11 protein-coding genes and 4 pseudogenes are annotated in these 18,168 nt (G+C 61.0%); 12 read left to right on the top strand and 3 right to left on the bottom strand.

Features of this window, described 5'->3' with window-relative positions; genetic code table 11:
- The first annotated feature begins 948 nt into the window (after positions 1-948).
- Positions 949-1,251 carry a hypothetical protein gene (locus tag IVB19_RS40975; protein ID WP_524536776.1) on the top strand — a complete coding sequence of 101 codons (303 nt, stop codon included), beginning with the start codon at positions 949-951 and terminating at the stop codon, positions 1,249-1,251.
- A gap of 399 nt (positions 1,252-1,650) precedes the next feature.
- On the opposite strand, the pseudogene IVB19_RS38645 reads toward IVB19_RS40975, so the two are convergent.
- Positions 1,651-2,058: pseudogene (locus IVB19_RS38645) on the bottom strand (IS66 family transposase); the annotation flags it as partial.
- A 241-nt stretch (positions 2,059-2,299) separates the two neighbouring features.
- Here IVB19_RS38645 and IVB19_RS38640 point away from each other — a divergent pair.
- The 6 genes and pseudogenes from IVB19_RS38640 to IVB19_RS38615 form a co-directional block, all read left to right on the top strand.
- On the top strand, positions 2,300-3,118 hold the full coding sequence (locus tag IVB19_RS38640; protein ID WP_247821761.1) for an NEL-type E3 ubiquitin ligase domain-containing protein: 819 nt from the start codon (positions 2,300-2,302) through the stop codon (positions 3,116-3,118).
- 72 nt (positions 3,119-3,190) lie between these two features.
- The gene (gene istA / locus IVB19_RS38635; protein ID WP_247821760.1) at positions 3,191-4,732 is read left to right on the top strand and encodes an IS21 family transposase; all 1,542 of its coding nucleotides are present in this window, start codon (positions 3,191-3,193) and stop codon (positions 4,730-4,732) included.
- Positions 4,733-4,751: 19 nt separating this feature from the next.
- Positions 4,752-5,513 (top strand): IS21-like element helper ATPase IstB, encoded by a 762-nt coding sequence (gene istB, locus IVB19_RS38630; protein ID WP_247821758.1) that lies wholly within the window; start codon positions 4,752-4,754, stop codon positions 5,511-5,513.
- A gap of 133 nt (positions 5,514-5,646) precedes the next feature.
- Positions 5,647-5,919, top strand: coding sequence for a hypothetical protein (locus tag IVB19_RS38625; protein WP_346283668.1), 273 nt, complete (start codon positions 5,647-5,649; stop codon positions 5,917-5,919).
- 715 nt (positions 5,920-6,634) lie between these two features.
- Positions 6,635-8,829: pseudogene (locus tag IVB19_RS38620) on the top strand (T3SS effector XopP-like protein).
- Between the two features lie 9 nt (positions 8,830-8,838).
- Positions 8,839-9,653, top strand: a pseudogene (locus tag IVB19_RS38615) (Ulp1 family isopeptidase); the annotation flags it as partial.
- 257 nt (positions 9,654-9,910) lie between these two features.
- Here the strand turns inward: IVB19_RS38615 and tnpB are convergent.
- Complete coding sequence (gene tnpB / locus IVB19_RS38610) at positions 9,911-10,261, bottom strand: IS66 family insertion sequence element accessory protein TnpB (protein WP_247822301.1); 351 nt, start codon at positions 10,259-10,261, stop codon at positions 9,911-9,913.
- A complete protein-coding gene (locus IVB19_RS38605) occupies positions 10,258-10,500 on the bottom strand; it encodes a hypothetical protein (protein WP_247822326.1) in 243 nt (80 codons plus the stop codon). The genes tnpB and IVB19_RS38605 overlap by 4 nt, the downstream gene beginning before the upstream one ends.
- Positions 10,501-10,943: 443 nt before the next feature.
- Between IVB19_RS38605 and IVB19_RS38595 the strand changes: the two are divergent.
- The 5 genes and pseudogenes from IVB19_RS38595 (at position 10,944) to IVB19_RS38575 (ending at position 17,493) form a co-directional block, all read left to right on the top strand.
- Positions 10,944-11,301, top strand: a pseudogene (locus IVB19_RS38595) (carbamoyltransferase C-terminal domain-containing protein).
- Positions 11,302-12,685: 1,384 nt separating this feature from the next.
- On the top strand, positions 12,686-13,483 hold the full coding sequence (locus IVB19_RS38590; RefSeq protein ID WP_346283682.1) for a methyltransferase: 798 nt from the start codon (positions 12,686-12,688) through the stop codon (positions 13,481-13,483).
- A gap of 1,606 nt (positions 13,484-15,089) precedes the next feature.
- A complete protein-coding gene (locus tag IVB19_RS38585; protein WP_247360712.1) occupies positions 15,090-15,404 on the top strand; it encodes a co-chaperone GroES in 315 nt (104 codons plus the stop codon).
- 44 nt (positions 15,405-15,448) lie between these two features.
- Positions 15,449-17,089 carry a chaperonin GroEL gene (gene groL / locus IVB19_RS38580; RefSeq protein WP_247822286.1) on the top strand — a complete coding sequence of 547 codons (1,641 nt, stop codon included), beginning with the start codon at positions 15,449-15,451 and terminating at the stop codon, positions 17,087-17,089.
- Between the two features lie 182 nt (positions 17,090-17,271).
- Positions 17,272-17,493 carry a helix-turn-helix domain-containing protein gene (locus IVB19_RS38575; RefSeq protein WP_524536796.1) on the top strand — a complete coding sequence of 74 codons (222 nt, stop codon included), beginning with the start codon at positions 17,272-17,274 and terminating at the stop codon, positions 17,491-17,493.
- The last annotated feature ends 675 nt before the right edge of the window (positions 17,494-18,168 follow it).

Genomic DNA, 18,168 nt, shown 5'->3' with positions numbered 1-18,168 from the left:
TCGCCGAGAAGGTTCTAACTCTGGCCGCGCGGGGTGAGAGCAATCCAACGATCCTAACTCGCCTCGCCGTGCTGACAGTGCAGAAATCCTGTCATGGCTGTTACGGATGTGAAGGGTGGTAGTCGCACGGGGAGCCCGCGAAGCGCGAATTGATTAATTTGAACTGGAAGGTCGGGCTTTCTGGCGTCACAGTAGCACGGTAGGCGATACGCTTTTCGCTGACGTGATGGAGATTCGTTCATTATGGCATGGCGTCCGCGTGACCCAATAGCGGCCAACCACGCCGAGGCCAAACTTATCGCATATAGAATAAGACAGAACTTCCTTCGATCTGTAAACCGCCTCTGCCTCGCTTCGGGAATGTCGTTTTCGCGACACACGAGCGTGCATTGAAACACGACCGCGTCGGAATCGAACACAACACACATTTGCCGAATACCGGAGTGCACATGCAGGGAGGACCAGACTTTGATGACGGAAACGGTCGCCTTTATCACGCAGGCGAATACTACCAAAAGCCTAAGTACTGTTCGCTCGAAACGTCGGCTGGTTCTGCGACGTGATATCCGCGAAGATCCGCAGCATCCCGCACAGTGGCGCTCGCGTCGGTGTAAATGGGCCGCGTCGCAGAGATGGACCCGCGAGGGCCATCGCCGCAATCCTTCAGTCGAGCTTCGCTGGGATCGCTCCAATCGCGCGCGTATTATCATCACCACTAAAACTGTGATGCCGTGCGACATCTGCGTCGAAGGACTAGCCTTGCATCTCACGTCGCGTCAGGTCGTAGAAACTTACGAGAGACGGCGCTTCACCGCGGATAGCATACCCACGGGTGTGCCTAAATGCCAGGACTGGAGGCAGTGAACTGCAATCAAAGCAAGAGCGAAGACAAAGTGGCGGGTTGGAAAGTCCTCGCTCTCGGCTCCAGACGATGATCCATATTGGTGATTGGAACAGATCGAAAGCGCGCGGGCGCTGAGATTTATCAAGCGGCAGAATTACAAGACGTTGCAGACGTTTGGCGGAGCGGCATTCGAGCGGGAGCGGGACGCGCTGGCCTCGATTTACGATCCATCAGACAGTATACCGTATATTAGCCGCCGTGGCGGCTATCTCTACAATCTCTGGAAGGACGCCAACAATCCACGCGGCCTCTGGCGACGAACCACTCTGGAAGACTTTCGAACGCCGCGTTGGTTCTGCTCGACATCGACCAGCTCGCTAACAGCGAGGGTGAAGACTGGCTTCTGAATGCGACGGCCTCGCTGCCCGGGACTCATTGATGCACCATGCTGAGCCTCTCGCGGCGCGCAGCGATGCTGTCACCTTGCGTGAGTTCGACATCGACGCGAAAGCGTTTGCTCGCGAAAGCTTTGTGTTACCGGAAGCCAAGAGCGAAGCTGAATGGATTGATCCCGATGCGCTGGTGCTGTCGAGCTCTTATGGGCGGGATATGGCGACGACATGTGGCTATGCGCGCACGGTGCGGCTGTGGCGGCGCGGCACGGTAGCAGATCAAGCTACGGTGATCTTTGACATTGCAGCCGATCATGGCAGCGCCCGCTGCAATGTCGACCATACCGTTGCGCCAGCGCGGAGTACGCGTCCGGCCAGCACCCCAGGGCGTCGCGATGGTCTCCCGCGAAGCTCTCAGGCAGCAACGGCGGCCTTTGACCGTTGGTTCGCCTTCCAATTCCACGGAAGCAATTCGTCGACTTTGTTGGCGGGATGGTCTGGAAGCCGGGCCAGGACGTCAGCGAGCCAGGCTTGCGGATCGACGTCGTTCATCTTGCAAGTTTCGAGCAAGGTATAGACAGCGGCAGCCCGATGACCACCCGCGTCCGAACCGGCAAAGGTCCAGTTTCTTCTTCCAACCGCCACACCACGCAGCGCCCGTTCGGCGGCGTTGTTGGTGAGACAGACGCGGCCATCGTCGAGGAAGCGGGTGAACGCCGCCCAGCGGTTGAGCAGGTAGTTGATGGCCTTGGCGGTGTCGTTGCCTGCAGAGAGCAAGGTGCGCTGCTGGCGCATCCAGATTTCGAGGCCGGTGACGAGCGGCGCCGCGGCTCGCATTCCAGGGTCTTCGACACCACCTCGCCAAGCTTGTGCAGCCCGTGACAACCGGCTGACTAGCCTGCCCGAGACGCTCCCGCGTGAGCTCCAGAGGTTTCATGCCGGCGGCAACAGGCTGACCAGCTTGCCCGAGACCCTCCCGGCCGAGCTCCAGGTGCTCGAGGTGCGAGACAACCGGTTAGCCAGCCTGCCGGAGACCCTGCTAACGCAGCTAGATTCTGGGTGTATGGTTTATCTGGAGGATAATCCGCTGCCCGAGCGGGTGCAGACGAATCTGGCGATGGCCCTGAATGCGCGAGGCTACACCGGCCCTCGGGTCTTCTTCTCAATGGGCCGGGAACCGGCGAATCATGAGCGGCCGCTGGCGCAGGCTGTGGCCGACTGGGTCGAGGGCGAGCCGGAGGTTCTGGCCGCCTGGCAGAACTTCGCTGGCGAGGCGGGTGCGCCGGAATACGCGCGCTTCCTCGACAGGCTGCGGGACACCGTAAATTCTGGCAATTCCCAGTTCCGGCAGGCCGTGATTGAGGATCTGCGGCAGGCGGCGACCAGGCCGCAATTGCGCCAGCAGTACTTTCAGCTGGCTTTCGAAGCGAGCGAGAGCTGCGTGGATCGCATCACTTTAACCTGGAACGGCATGCAGACCGCACGCTTGAACGCTGAAGTCGAGGATGGCGCCTATGACAATCGGCTTGACGATCTCGTCCAGCAGGGCCGCGTCCTGTTCCGCCTGGACGCGCTCGAGCAGATCGCCAGGGAGAAGGTCAACTCGCTCCGCTTTGTCGACGAGATCGAAGTCTATCTGGCCTATCAGGTCAAGCTGCGCGAGCGGCTTGAGTTACGGCACATCGCCTCCGACATGCGCTTCTTCGGCGTCTCCTGGGTCACTGAGTACGACCTCAGCACGGCTGAGATGCGGGTGCGCGACGAGGAGGAGTGCGGAATCCGGGGCAAAGCGGCCACCGATTCCGACGGAAGGCGGCCACCGATTCCGATCGAAAGCGGCCACCCGATCCGAACGAATGCGGCCACCCTGTTGATAGGGTGAGACGGGGGGCGTTGTTGGCAATCTGAACGGGGCAAGGTCCCTCCTTTTGCGGTTGACGCAATGGGAGGTCCGATGCCCGCCGAGAGATTGCCGATGCGGAAGATTCGAGAAGTTCTACGCCTGAAGTATGCCTGTGGGGTGAGCGATCGGGTGATCTCCCGATCGGTCGGGATCGGTCGCACGGCGATCGCGGAGTATGTCCGCCGGGCCGCGGTGATCGGCATCACCTGGCCGATCCCGGAGGAGCTCGACGACACAGCCCTGGAGCGCAAGCTGTTTGCGCCGGCCGGCTACAACCCGCCACGATCGAAGCCGCTTCCGGATTGGGGGCATGTCCATGCCGAGTTGCGCCGCCGCAGCGTAACGCTGGCACTGCTGTGGGAGGAATACCGCGGCCATCATCCCGACGGCTACGGCTACAGCCGGTTCTGCGACCTCTACGTCGAATGGCGCCACGGCATCACGGCGACCATGCGGCAGACCCACGCGGCCGGCGAAAAGCTGTTCGTGGACTTCGCCGGCGATACCATGCCGGTGTTCGACGGGCTCACCGGGAAGGTGCGCGCCGCCAAGATCTTCGTCGCGGTCATGGGAGCGTCGAATTACACCTTTGCCCAAGCCCGGTTCAGCGAGGCGCTGCCCGACTGGATCGGCGCCCATGTGGATGCGCTCACCTTCCTGGGCGGGGTGCCGAAGGCGCTCGTCTGCGACAATCTGAAGGCCGGGGTGACGGTGGTGAGCCGCTACGAGCCAGGCGTCAACCGGACCTACCAAGATCTTGCCGCCCATTACGGCACCACCATTATGCCGGCGCGGCCCCGCAAGCCGCGCGACAAGGCCAAGGTGGAGGCGGCGGTTCTTATCGTCCAGCGATGGATTTTGGCGCGGCTGCGCAACCGGCGCTTCTTCTCGCTCGCCGAGTTGAATGTTGCGATCCGCATCCTGGTCGACCAACTCAACGCCCGCCTGATGCGCAAGCTCGGTGCCAGCCGCCGCGAGTTCTTCGACACCATCGATCGTCCGGCCCTGATGCCGCTGCCGGCCGAGGCCTATCAGTACGCCGAATGGCGTCGTGCCCGTGTGGCGCCGGATTACCATGTCGAAGTTCAGGGACACTTCTACTCGGTGCCATCCCGCATGATCCGCCAGGTTGTCGAGGTTCGGGCCACCGAAGCCACGATCGAGGTGTTCCATCGCGGCACCCGCATCGCCAGCCATGCACGCTCGGGGGTGAAGCGCCGCCACACCACGATCCCCGAGCACATGCCGAGCGCGCATCGCCGATACGCCTTCTGGACGCCGGCGCGTCTGCTGGCCGCCGCTGAGACAGTCGGTCCGTCCACAATCGCGCTGTGCGAGGCGATCATGCGGACAAAGCCGCATCCCGAGCAGGGATTCCGATCCTGTCTCGGCATCCTGCGGTTGGAAAAGACCTATGGGACGCAACGTCTCGAAGCCGCTTGCCGCCGCGGGATCAGCATCGGCTCAGCGAGCTATCGGTCGATTGCCTCGATCCTCAAGACCGGCCTGGACAAGTCCTTCCTTCCCGACACCACCCCCGACGCCGATCCCATCCAGCACGGTAACATCCGTGGCCGCGGCTACTACCACTGACCAGCAACAAGGAGGCATTATGCTCAGCAATCATACCCACGAACGTCTCGCCGCTCTCGGGCTCGCCGGAATGGCCAAGGCCTTCGATGATCAGCAACGCCAACCGGACGTCACCGCGCTGACCTTCGAGCAGCGCCTCGGCCTGATGATCGATCGCGAAGCAACTGAGCGAGAGAACAAAAGGCTCATCGTACGCCTGAAGTTTGCCTCGCTACGGCAGGCCGCAATCGTCGAAGATGTCGATCTGCGCGCTCCGCGCGGCATCGACCGCGCCTTCTTTGCCAAGCTCGTCGATGGCGATTGGATCGGCCGCAAGCAAAATTTGCTCATCACCGGGCCGACCGGCGTCGGCAAGAGCTGGATCGCCTGCGCGCTCGGTCACAAGGCATGCCGCGATAATCGATCGGTCTTATACCATCGCCTGCCAAGGCTGTTCGAAGCTCTTGCGCTCGCCCGCGGCGACGGACGCTATGCGCGGCTCCTCAAGACGTTATCGAGGGTCGATTTGCTCATCCTCGACGACTGGGGCCTCGCTCCGATTACCGGCGAGCAGCGTCGCGATCTCCTCGAAGTCGTCGACGATCGTCACCAGCGCGGATCGACCATCATCACCAGCCAGGTACCGATCGAAAATTGGCTTGAGATCATCGCCGACCCGACCATCGCCGACGCCGTCCTCGACCGCCTCGTCCACAACGCTCACCGCCTCATCCTCAAAGGAGACAGCATGCGGAAAATAACTGCCCAACGCGCCAATCTTGACGCCGCGAAGAAAACCTGACCCAACTCCTCATGCCGGCAACGACAACCCGGCCGCCTTCGTCGGAACAGGTGGCCGCCTTCGATCGGAATGCATGGTCGCGTTCAATCGGAATCTCTGGCCGCAATCCCCGGAATCCGCAGAGGAGACGGGGTTGGCCGACTATCTGGCAACTCGGTGGCAACCCTGGGAGACGGTGGTGAGCCGGATCGCACCCCAACCCCATGCACAAATGCAGCATCGACTTCTCGAGGCGATGGGGGAGGAGTTCGACAGCCGCCTCCAGCAACGGCTCGCCGGTCATGGGCTAATCGGGAACAGCGATGCCGAGCGGCAGTTCGGAGCGCAGATCCGCGATGAGATCGTCCGCGAGATCAAGGGCGCGCTGACGCGTCAGGTGCTCGCGGACCATGCTCTTGAGCTGTGAAGCGGCCACCCGATTGCAAGGATCTTTCAATGCTGTTTTCGCTCAGCCGTCGCCACGTCATGGTGGCTTCGGACGCCCGCGCGCGGAGGGTCCATCTGTGAAATGTAGTGCTCGGCCGGCGGCAAACGCCTGCGTCACAACCGATATCGTCATGGCGTATGCGGAAAAGACCGATCAGCCGATCAATTTCGAGTTCACGCTTGGTGCTATGTCGGGTGAAGCGTGACGTGAGACTTCCTGCCCACGAGGAAGCCAGGAGACGCACACAAGGATCTCGCGAGCAGGGTATCTACACCGCTTCCCCGCGACTCCGCACCAGCCAAGCGCCGCACTGCCGTAGCCAGCGGGGCTAGCGCAAGTGAGGCGTGGCGCAAAATCAAGCTGCATCAAGTCTCTCTTGTCCCGGCAGCAGTTCCCTGCCGCACTTAGCGCGCACGAGGCGTGTCTGCAAAAGGCTCTGCTCATTTGGTTGATAGGTCGAGACAGCAGACCTACTACGTCCGCTAATATTTGCTATGGCCGGGTCACTTTTGTAAGGCGCCAGCGCAGCGGGCGGGTGCTTGCATTGCGCCGGATCGTGGCCGAGCTACGAATCGACGACGATCGTGATCCGGGCTTCCTGTGCAACCGGGAAAAACGCCCTTCGTCAGCTACTCGTCAGCCAGCCCTGCCTATCCAGACAGGCCGCGCATTCTTGATTGATTGGAGATGGAATATGACGGGCATTGGCCGACCTGGCAAATCGCACGTTGGGCCTGCAGAGGCCGACAGCACATGGGGATCGAGCAGATCGAGGCCGCAGCCCGGTCCCGCCCCCGGGGAAGGCATGCAGTCTTTCGACTCCGTCGTGGAGCTGATGCGCTCCGGGCCTCAAGATAGAACGGCGCCGCTCGTGGACCTGCCACCAGCTTCGGGGGCGGCAGTCACGATTTCCTCACGTGACGAACGAATCAAAGCAGCGAAGCAAAGACTGCGCAGCCTGCGTGAGCACTTTGATGCTTCTCGAAATGCAGCCAAAGAAACCGTTCCCGACGCGAACCCGTCGGAGGCCCAAGACCTGATTGATCAAGTCGTCGAGGCAGGCTCGGAAGTTCTGGACTACTACGCGAGCCTCCCCCTGGACCTGGCGCGCAGCCTTCTTTCCGACGATCGGGCTCGCCGACTCCGCGACGACACTCTCGCTGCGGGGAGGAATGCAACGTCGTGGCAGCCTTGATTATTCGCGACCTGGAGGCGAGCAGGACGAGAGCAGCAGCCGTGCTCGACCAGATGCGAGATTCGGGCGCTCCGCCCGGCCAGCAGAGCCGAGCGCTATCCAGCGTGGAGAAGCACTACCTGGCCTGCATGGAGTGGTGGGGAAAAAAGGCATCGCGTTCGGAACGGATGCAGTCCGTCTGCGCGGCCACTGCCAACTTGCCAAGCACGAAGCCCAAGATGCGGAAGCCCGAAGAGGCCGCACTACGCCTGCATACCGGCTGGGCACTTTATGCGGGGTGCATGTATCTGCAACAGCGGATTGCTCGCGCGCATCTTCTGATTGAGTGTAAGGCGAGCACGTTTGAACCAGCCGTGAGCGACGCCCTCATGGGCGAGGACGGGCGGGTGCGTCTGCTCAGGACCTTTGTCGAGGATGTTTTGCCGGCATTCTTCTCGACGTACGAAGCCGTTCTGAACAAAGACGGAGAGCCACTCGACGGAAAGCACTGCACTGTTCTGGAAGGAGTCATGGAACGGCTTTCGGAATTTGCCTCAGGGGTGGAACGCATCGTTGCCAGGCTAAGGGATGCTGGAACGAATCCCGACCTTCCATTGGAACCGTTGGACCAGATCGCGGAAGGTGCATGGGTCACCGCGCACGCCGTCACGCGACTTTTAGCAGTGCAGCCAAAGAGGCAAGCGGAACCGCCTGCCCAGGCTGCGATATCGGAAAAGACCGACTTAGGGGCTGAGCGCCACGCGGCGCGCAGGAAGGGGAAAGGCAAGCGCGCACCGGCCGCAGGCAAGGGGAGTTCAACTGCCGGGCTGCGCGAGCCGCAGCTCGCCAGGCCCGACGCTGCCACGGTTATCGTACGATCGGATCTGGGTACGAGGAAACTCGCGAGTGCAGAGGAGGCACGCGCGAGGGCGTCATCATCGGCGACCGGGCACCTGGAGATGTGGCAGGCTCCGCCCTCCAGGAACGCACTGACGGGATTACTCAAGCGATTGGACGTGCTGCTGCAGTTCGATCTGCCGGCTCAGCAAAGCGCCGTCTCTCAAGCGCGCCAGACGGGGCCCGAGGACGCCGACCACGTCGTGGATCTCGTCCTTAAGCGCCTGCAGACGCAGGCCGCCGAGATTGATGCCTGTGTAGCCGCGCTGGAGGAGCCCCGCCGGCGTGGCCTCCTCACGCCTGCGCAAGTGACCGAAGTGCAGGAAAAAATAGTCCAGCTTAGGGCGATGTTGTCCGAGGTTCAGGGACAGGCAAACTCATTGAACGCGCGAAAGGCGGCGATCACGATCGATTGCATGAAGACGTACGCGTTTCCGTCGCAGAAGTACCTTGAACAGTTGCGGGTGGCCGAGGAACTGGCGTCTGTGTATCCACCGCGCGCCTTGAAGGGCGAGCCAGCGACGCTGTTCGAGATCAAGCTGCAGCCCAAGGCGCTGCGCAGTGGTAGGATGCCAAATCCGATGTGGGTGCACATCCATACCAAGCGGCCGGTACATGCCTGGCAGCTGGCCACGCTGGGCGACGCCGACTTCGCCGCTTGCCACGTGAAGTCCAATGAACAGCACGGCTACAATCGGCAATGGCAGAACGCCCGAGCCGAAAAGGGTCACGAAGACGTTGTGATCCACCGCGGCAAGCTCACGCCTGCGTTCTGCAAGTCCTTGTTGAGCAGCGCTTTGACCTCCCAACCACAATAACCGTTTGCCGACGTGCAGCATGGCTCACAGCCGGTGCCGGACTTCCTGCTCGATGTACTGGACAATAAAATGCTGTTGCCGAGTTCGGCGAATGGCTCCCCAGCCGGTCTCTCTCAACGGTGAGACCTACTCCATCGCATTGGGGCCGCAAGGACGCCGCGACGCCCAGCTGATCCACTGGCCCATCCTCGGTTCCTGATGCCCGGATCGGCGCTTCGAGGGCGAGTGCCTCTGCCGGCGACCGCAGCGGACGGGTGCTCGCAGCCAGGGAATGGCTGGGTGACGAGCATATCCAGCGGGACTACGAGCTTCTGTCGCAGGAGTTGTGGCAAAGCACTCCAAACCTCGCCGCCCGGACCTGGTTCGTGGATCCTCTCATGGCCTTTCAGGTGGGTCAGGGTTCAGAGGTCGATGCGCTACGCGCATTCCATCGCATTGTCGACGATCGGAATGGCAACGATACGGCGCCGACTTCCTGTTCTTGCCGGTGAATGATGCGAGCGCTACGGACCTCAATCGCCGCGGCTCCCATTGGTCGTTGCTGCTGGTAGATCGCCGCGATCGCGACAGGCCGGTTGCCTATCATTACGACTCCGCCGGGGGACACAATGCCAGACCTGCAGCAATGCTCGCAGCGCGGGTGGGAGCCGAGTTGCGAGATGGCCCCCATACGCCGGCAGGGGAACGGCTATGATTGCGGTGTCTTTGTGGTCGACGGTACCCGGGAGCTGGTCAGACGGCTCGCGGGAAGACGGCAGACAGATCTGAACCTCGGCAACTTGGTCGTCGATCGGCAGGCACTGCAAAGGCGACTAAGGGGCTGATGTCGGCTTCAACTGAATAGTGCGCGCAGCTGATTGAAGTGCAACTTCGCGCCGATTGAAGGTCTGCAACGGCGCGTTTGCAGAGCATGATGGTGTCTCACAATGACGGAGCGGAGCCACACCTAGCTTCTCGTTCTCGGCGTCAAGCGCGAGCACCATCTCGGTCAGAGCTGCGGTCGGTCGGGAGAGCGTCGGGACGAATCGCATGATCAAACGATACATCCGCGCGCCACAGGCTCCAGCGGAATCCACACGCGTCATCCGACGAGCGCCGGCTGCTTCACAGGCTTCGGCGACACACGCGTCCACTCGAGCCCGTCGAGCAGCATCGCGAGCTGCGTCGCACTCAGATGTATCACGCCGTCGCGGATCGGTGGCCAGGTGAAGCGCCCTTGCAGCCACTTCGTCACCAGCACCATGCCGCTGCCGTCCCACGCCAGAAGCTTCACTTTGTCCATGCGCTTGCTGCGAAACACGAAGACCTCGCCGCAATACGGGTTCGCGCGCAGCGCTTCGCTCACCAGCGCCGACAGCGTGTGCACCGACTTGCGGAAGTCGACCGGCTGTGTCGCCAGCACCACCTTGAGGTCAGACCGTAGCGCAATCACCGGATACCCTGGAGCGCCGACAGCACCGTCGAAAGCGTCGCCAGCTCCACGCCTGGCTCGACGCGGATGCGCGCTCCACTCAACTCGGTCTCGATCACCCCGCAGGGCTTGGCCGGCGGCGCGGCGATCTCCAAAGGCGTCGTTTGTGCCGGCGAAACACGCTCGGACTCGCCAGCTGTCCCGCCACCGCTTCCGGCGCCAATCTGGATCGGCACGAAGTTCGGCGCCTTGCCGGCCACCGCTGCCGCAACCTGGCGGCGCCCACACCGTGAGCAGCCCGCGGGAAACGCCATTGCGCCGCGCCACCTCGGAGATGTTCGCACCCTCCTCAAAGCTCTCCGCCACGATCCGGCCTTGTCCTCGCCCGTCCACCGTCGCCGTCGGCGCTCCCCAGTGATCACCTCGACGCGACGATAGGAGTCACCTTCCTGCCTGGCATCAAGCATGGCATTTGCCATCGCTTCACCTCCACCGATCAGCTCACGCCAGGCTGTATCGCAGGCGAACCTCGCGATGGCGAAGTGAGGGCCTCATGCCGGTTACAACGGGACACCGCGCCGTGTAGCGTGGGTGAACTTGCGACCATTTTCGCCAGCAACAAGCCGGTGATTTTCTTTGCCAACCGCGCCGAGCTTGGGCACTAGGTAGTAGAAGCATTCTCGCAGCCGCGACGACGGCGCGAATGAAGGATCATCTCAACGATATCAAACTTCGCGAACACTTCCGGCCGGTGGCTCCGATATGCCTGGAGGATCGTGCCCCGGACATTTTCAGTCCTGGAACGCCGGACCCTTTTATGCTCTTTGATCATCAAACACGAGCAGAAGGGCGGGACCCCCGCCGTTGTACATCTGGACGGAACTGCGCGATTACAAACCATTCCCAGAACGTCTCAGCACAAAGTCGCCAAGCTTCTCGTCGAATATGAAACACTTACGGGTATTCCACTGCTTTGCAACACAAGTGCCAACCACCATGGACGCGGTTTCTTCCCGAATGTCGCAGCGGCCTGCCAGTGGGGAGGCGTTGAGTATGTATGATGCCATGGCATGCTGTGGACGAAAACACAGAAGTGTGCGATCCCCGGTCCAACGGCACCTTTCCCGCTAAGAATGAGCGAGATGTGACGGCAGGCGGCTGTCTACCGGATGTCGCCTAACGTTGCGCCGGGAGGGTGCTTCGGGCTGCGAATGGCGCGGCAGGAGGACGATTCCATGTATGGTCCTCGGCACGGCTACCGCCCGATAAAGGGATATCACGGTGCTCGGCGAACCAGTGCCGGTATGCCCCAGAGCCTATTGATAGGCTTGCTGCGCTTAGTGTTCCTGGCACGGCCGTTGCTATTGAGAGGCAGCAACACCGAGTGAGGCTGTGCATTCAGACGTGTCAGACAGACGCTCTCTAACGCCGTGTGTCCATTTCCGAGAGAATAGGCGTGGGAGCAGCAGCGCTATCGTTGGGACTTGCCAGTGGGCTCATCAAGATCGCCGGTTGCGATCGGCCAGCCAAGATAAGGGCGGTAAGAAGGAAAGAAGGTCCGGGAAAAGCATCTTTCCGCTCAAGAGCGGTCTGGGATCGCCAGAGCGGTAGCAGCGGCCTGGAAAAAGGGATGATTCCTCAATTCCAAACTGAGACACGGCGTTATCGTTCAACACCGTCCAGCGTCCCTGGTGATGGGTGCCGCGAAATGGCGCTGGCGCGACACGGGCATAGGCATCGCACAAGGAAGCCGCTATTGGCGGCCGCTACCGCATTAGCACCGGACATTTTGCCAAAACTTAGCAGTCGGCGCTGAGGACAGGCATAAGCGAGAATCGGCTCAATGCCCAGAGCCGCACGCGCTGGGCAGCTTTCGGTAACCCGAAAACTGATCAGTGTGAGCGCAGTCCGTGCTTCTGTCGGAAAGCAAACGTGACAAATGTCAGTAGATCGCCAGCGTGTCTACAAACGCGACGTTCGGCCGAAAAGTCGCGAGCGATTCCTCTAGTTCGCACTGGCGCAAAGTGGTGCGGGAAGAGGACGATTTCATGTATGGGTCGGCACGGCTACCGCCTGATACAGGCATGTCACGGTGCTCGGCGAACGAGTGCCGGCATGCCGCAGAGCCTAATCATAGGACTTGCTGCGCTTAGCGTCCCTGGCACGGCCGTTGCTATTGAGGGGCAGCAACACCGAGTGAAGCTGTGCATTGAGACATGTAAACAGATGCTCTCTAAAGTCGTGTGCCCATTTCCGAGACAGCAGGCGCGGGAACAGCCGCGCTATCCTTGGCACTCGGTTGATGGCGAGCAATATGAGGCAGGCTATCCGGCGTTCCAGCCCACCGCTTGCCGGACGCTGAATGCAGTTCGTCCAGACCGGCCTGCTGGCCGGATTTGCCCCGACGTCTCGCGATGTTGTTTTCACCACAAGATGGAGAGTTAGATGAATGCCCCGCTAGGCGTATCTGTAAGGCGCCAAACGACTGACGTAGATGCAATGCTAGCCGAACTGCGATTATGCGAGCGCCCGCATGACGTGGAAGTAAGCGGCCTGCCCCTGCACGTCCTGCCTGGTGTTTTGTCACCACGCCTAAGTCACGGTCCCGACGCATTGATGTCGAAGTGGCACATCGAACCTGGCGCGACAGTACTCGATCTCGGATGCGGATCAGGTGTACTAGGGCTTGCAGCACTCCGAGCCGGCGCAGGCAGTCTAGTGGCACTCGACATAAATCCGCAAGCCGTCCTCACGACGAAGATAAACATCGAGAGATTAGGTTACTCGGACAAAGCCGAGGCGCGCTATAGCGACACCTATTCTGGACTGCATTCCGGCGAAAAATTTGACATCATTCTCTTTGCGGCCCCCTATTGGAATCGTAGAGCGAAAGACGACCTGGAGCGCTCTTGCTTCGATGAAGATCACAATGTCATGGCCTCGGCTCTCAAAGGTGCGCGGCGCCGCCTAAATGACAGGGGCGTGATGTATGTGCTCTTCTCTGATCAGGGAGATGTCGGGCGCGTCCTGAATTTGATTAAGAGGAGTAAGCTGCGCGTCAGAAATATGCATATTTTCCGTCCCTCGATTCCAGAGGGGCACGTCCGGATTATTTGGGAACTCACGGTGCAAAAGAAGACCCAGGCACTGCACCGCTCGCTTTTCAAAAATCAGAATGCTCGCGGCAGTTTTCCGGCCGACGAGGCGCGCTCAACGTTCTCTCGCCGTGACCCACCGCGATGATCACCAAACCTGTGAAAAGCCCGTTCTGGGGCACGTTCACGTAGGAGGCTATCGATCCGCGGTTATCACCGGCGCAACATCGCGGAGCTCGCACTCGCCCTCACCGACGTTTCGATAAAGACGCGCGCCAAGTAATCCGGAAAGGCTGGGCTCATCCGTTGCGGCGTACTCAGCATTCAGAAGGACTGCGTCTCTGGTCCTTACGGACCGCAGCCTACGTAATGATACGAAGGTCAGCCGTCGCACTTCCTTGATCTTGGAACGTCCTCATCGACATGAGACCATACAGACCAATCTACGATCCACAACTCTGGCGAGCTCGTGCGCATGCAACGCGAATCAAAGCGGATTCGCTCGGACCCGGCAAACCCAGAGACAGGCTCCTGAAAGTCGCCGATGAATACGATAAGCTAGCCCAACACGCAGAAAGGGGGGCGCGCCCAGAACCGACCAAGAGTCAGGTTCGTGTCACGATTTCTGATCGTTATCCGTTTTCTTGACTAAATCCTCGAGCGGCTCGCTCCGAGCCAAGACGAATGTCTCGGCCGATCCTTGGCCAATTGGTTTAGATGAACGGTGGTTCTTCGCCCGCGGGTGCCGCGGTCCTCAGCAGGATCAACCGCATCATGCGGATTACCGATTCCTTAGGTACGTGCCCACCCTTTCCGGCCGTCCGCTCCGTCAGGCAGCTTGCCTCCGCTCACGTCGTCGTCGGCGACGGCACCAGCCGCCTGTGACCGGCCGTCTTTGCAGCATGGTCCGACGAGCGGCTACACAAGATCGGGGGAGAACGGAGTGTGGGTATGGAGAGGTGCCACCTGGCTTTGTGCCGGTTGCGATCACCAGCTGCGGGGGTACGGGGCGGCCTGCTGTTCATCAAGCGTCGACGAGCGCGCCAGGGGGCCACCGCGCGGAGATTTCGTGCCAGCTCTTGTTGCTCTCGAGATCACACCTACGCTGGCTCGGTATTGACTCAGCACGCCGCCACCGGCGTCTTCACAGCTCGCCCATCGCTTCAGGATTTAGTTGAACGCCTTGGCCAGGTCAGGGTCGCGGGACAGTTTGGCGAGCTGTTCGCGCATATAGACCTGTCGCGATGCCGGCAGAGGCCCTTTCGCGCAAACCGGGGACATCGGCGCTGCCCTAGCTCTCGCAGCCAGCGTTGCCTCGCCTCGAGTTGCTGAGTATCGGATCATCGATCAAGCGGAGCGATGCCCCCAATTCGCGACCTCTGCGTCAGGTTCTAAAAGCATCCCAATCTTAGAACGAAGTCAGCCGACGATTCGCACTTGAACCGGCACCAGATCGGCGGGCCTTTACCAGCTCGAATTTAGGGCAGAGGAATTGAACTGCTAGGCGACATTAGGTTGAGAGACAGAGCCGTACGACTCACTCAGAAGAAGGTCGGGTGCTCGGCGGCAAGCGGAGAAAAGTGATGTGGGGCAACCCCACAGAGGTCCGCGCGCCCACCGGATTTTTCCTGCTACAAACACTTGTTCCCCAAAAAATCGGTCCTATTTCAGCTGCGCCTGCATTGGCACTCGCGGGCCACGATTGCTAGCAATCGGGAAATCTTCAACTGAAGTAAGATGATTAGGAGATCTGCATGGAATTCCGTCCACTTCACGACCGCGTCGTGGTCAAGCGCATTGACGCAGAAGAAAAGACCGCTGGCGGCATCATCATTCCCGACACTGCCAAGGAAAAGCCTTCGCAGGGCGAGATCGTCGCCGTCGGCCCGGGTGGCCGCGACGAAGCTGGCAAGCTGATCCCGATCGACCTGAAGGTCGGCGACCGCGTGCTGTTCGGTAAGTGGTCCGGCACCGAGGTCAAGATCGACAACGTCGACCTGCTGATCATGAAGGAAAGCGACATCATGGGCGTCCTCGACGTCCCCGCTTCCAAGAAGAAGGCGGCCTAAGAGCCCCTCTCTTATCCAGTTTAAACACCTAAGGAAAAATCCAGATGGCAGCTAAAGAAGTCAAATTCTCCGTCGATGCGCGCGACAAGATGCTTCGCGGCGTCGACATTCTCGCCAACGCGGTGAAGGTCACGCTCGGTCCGAAGGGCCGCAACGTCGTGCTCGACAAGTCGTTCGGCGCTCCCCGCATCACCAAGGACGGCGTCACCGTCGCCAAGGAGATCGAGCTCGAGGACAAGTTCGAGAACATGGGCGCGCAGATGGTGCGCGAAGTTGCTTCGAAGTCCGCTGACGCGGCCGGCGACGGCACCACCACCGCCACCGTGCTGGCCCAGGCGATCGTGCGCGAAGGCGCCAAGTCGGTTGCCGCCGGCATGAACCCGATGGATCTGAAGCGCGGTATCGACCTCGCGGTCGAAGCCGTCGTTACGGACCTCGTCAAGAACTCCAAGAAGGTCACCTCGAACGACGAGATCGCCCAGGTCGGCACCATCTCGGCCAACGGTGACGCGGAGATCGGCAAGTTCCTCGCCGACGCCATGAAGAAGGTCGGCAACGAGGGTGTCATCACCGTCGAGGAAGCCAAGTCGCTCGAGACCGAGCTCGACGTCGTCGAGGGCATGCAGTTCGACCGCGGCTACATCTCGCCCTACTTCGTCACCAACGCCGACAAGATGCGCGTTGAGATGGACGACGCCTACATCCTCATCAACGAGAAGAAGCTCTCCTCGCTGAACGAGTTGCTGCCGCTGCTCGAGGCCGTGGTGCAGACCGGCAAGCCGCTGGTCATCGTCGCCGAGGACGTCGAAGGCGAAGCGCTTGCCACCCTGGTCGTGAACCGTCTCCGTGGCGGCCTGAAGGTTGCGGCCGTCAAGGCTCCGGGCTTCGGCGATCGCCGCAAGGCCATGCTGCAGGACATCGCGATCCTGACCGGCGGTCAGGCGATCTCGGAAGATCTCGGCATCAAGCTCGAGAACGTCACGCTCAACATGCTCGGTCGCGCCAAGAAGGTGATGATCGACAAGGAGAACACCACGATCGTCAACGGCGCCGGCAAGAAGGCCGACATCGAGGCGCGCGTGGCTCAGATTAAGGCGCAGATCGAGGAAACCACCTCGGACTATGACCGTGAGAAGCTCCAGGAGCGTCTTGCCAAGCTCGCAGGCGGCGTCGCAGTGATCCGTGTCGGCGGCGCGACGGAGGTCGAGGTGAAGGAGCGCAAGGATCGCGTTGATGACGCGATGCATGCGACCCGCGCGGCCGTGGAAGAAGGTATTGTTCCCGGCGGCGGCGTCGCCCTGCTCCGTGCCTCCGAGCAGCTCAAGGGCCTGCGCACCAAGAACGACGACCAGAAGACCGGCGTCGAGATCGTGCGCAAGGCGCTCTCCGCGCCCGCCCGCCAGATCGCGATCAACGCCGGTGAAGACGGCTCGGTGATCATCGGCAAGGTCCTGGAGAAGGAGCAATACGCCTACGGCTTCGACTCGCAGACGGGCGAGTATGGCAACCTGGTCAGCAAGGGCATCATCGACCCGACCAAGGTGGTCCGCACCGCGATCCAGAACGCTGCCTCGGTTGCAGCTCTCTTGATCACCACGGAAGCCATGGTCGCCGAGCTGCCCAAGAAGGGCGGCGCCGGTCCGGCGATGCCCCCGGGCGGCGGCATGGGCGGCATGGACTTCTGATCCAACTCTCTCAAAATGCGATCCCCGGCAGAAAAATGCCGGGGGTTATTTTTTGCTCGCGGCTTTTTCAGTTCGTTGTTCTGACCTCGCGGTTTGCGCTGCGGAAATGACGATCAGCAGTTGCTAGTGGCCTGATTCATTCGGAGATTCCCAAATCGACCGAAGCAGTTCAAGCTCTGGGCATGAGAGCAGGAACTATCGTAAAGGTCACCCGGGCGGACCGCCATCGGCTTGAGGCGATCGTCTGGGATCGCAGCGCACCTCAGAAGCATGTGTGGCGGGCCAACATCATTCTTGCCACTGCCGACGGCTGTGGCACCGCCGAGATCATGCGCCGCTCGGGCAAATCCAAGCCCGTGGTGTGGAGATGGCAGGCCCGGTTCATGGCGGAGGGTGTCCGCTAGTGGGGGTGAATTTCCTTCAGGTATGTCAGCCGCGCTGCTTCTGAGCGAAGCTTGTTCTTGTTCAGCTGAGAGACGGACACGACGCCCTATTATAGAGCTCTCCAAATTGCCAGCCGTCACAAGGATTCGAGTGCGCAGGCGTCCGCCAGTATCAGACTCCTGTATACATCCTTGTCCACTGGACTCCGGCTGGATACTTTCGGAAAGAAGCTGAGTCATCGGCGATGGTCAGGCGCATCAGGGACGAGACGCTCGAAAGCCGCAGTGCGCAGCTGGACAAGCCGGTGCGCAAAACGCCCGTCTTGATATCAATCTGACGAGGCCTGTCCATCGGTTATCGGAGGAACGAGACCGCCGGCACGTGGGTGTTTCGCAAAGCCGACGGATCGCGACTATACAGACCCCCGGACACTCGGACCCAACTGTCGACTGGAGCTTGGAGTGCAACCCATCTAAGCGCGTGTCCACTAGGGGCCCCGATGCAAACCCCACTGTCGACCTCCAACGTCGCGTTGTATCTGAATCATAACCGATCCAGGGAGAACAACGCGCCGTAAGCGATCTTACGCCAGACTCCGTCGTGCCAGCAACGATGGACATAATCGTGTCATTGCCGAAAGTCAGGATCACAAGAATTGTAACCGGCAGGCTGTCGCCATTTCGTCGATCTGCGAC

This window comes from Bradyrhizobium sp. 187, assembly GCF_023101005.1.
Taxonomy (GTDB): Bacteria; Pseudomonadota; Alphaproteobacteria; order Rhizobiales; family Xanthobacteraceae; genus Bradyrhizobium; species Bradyrhizobium canariense_D.
The sequence above is the reverse complement of the archived record's forward strand: the minus strand, read 5'-3'. Positions and strand labels throughout refer to the sequence as shown.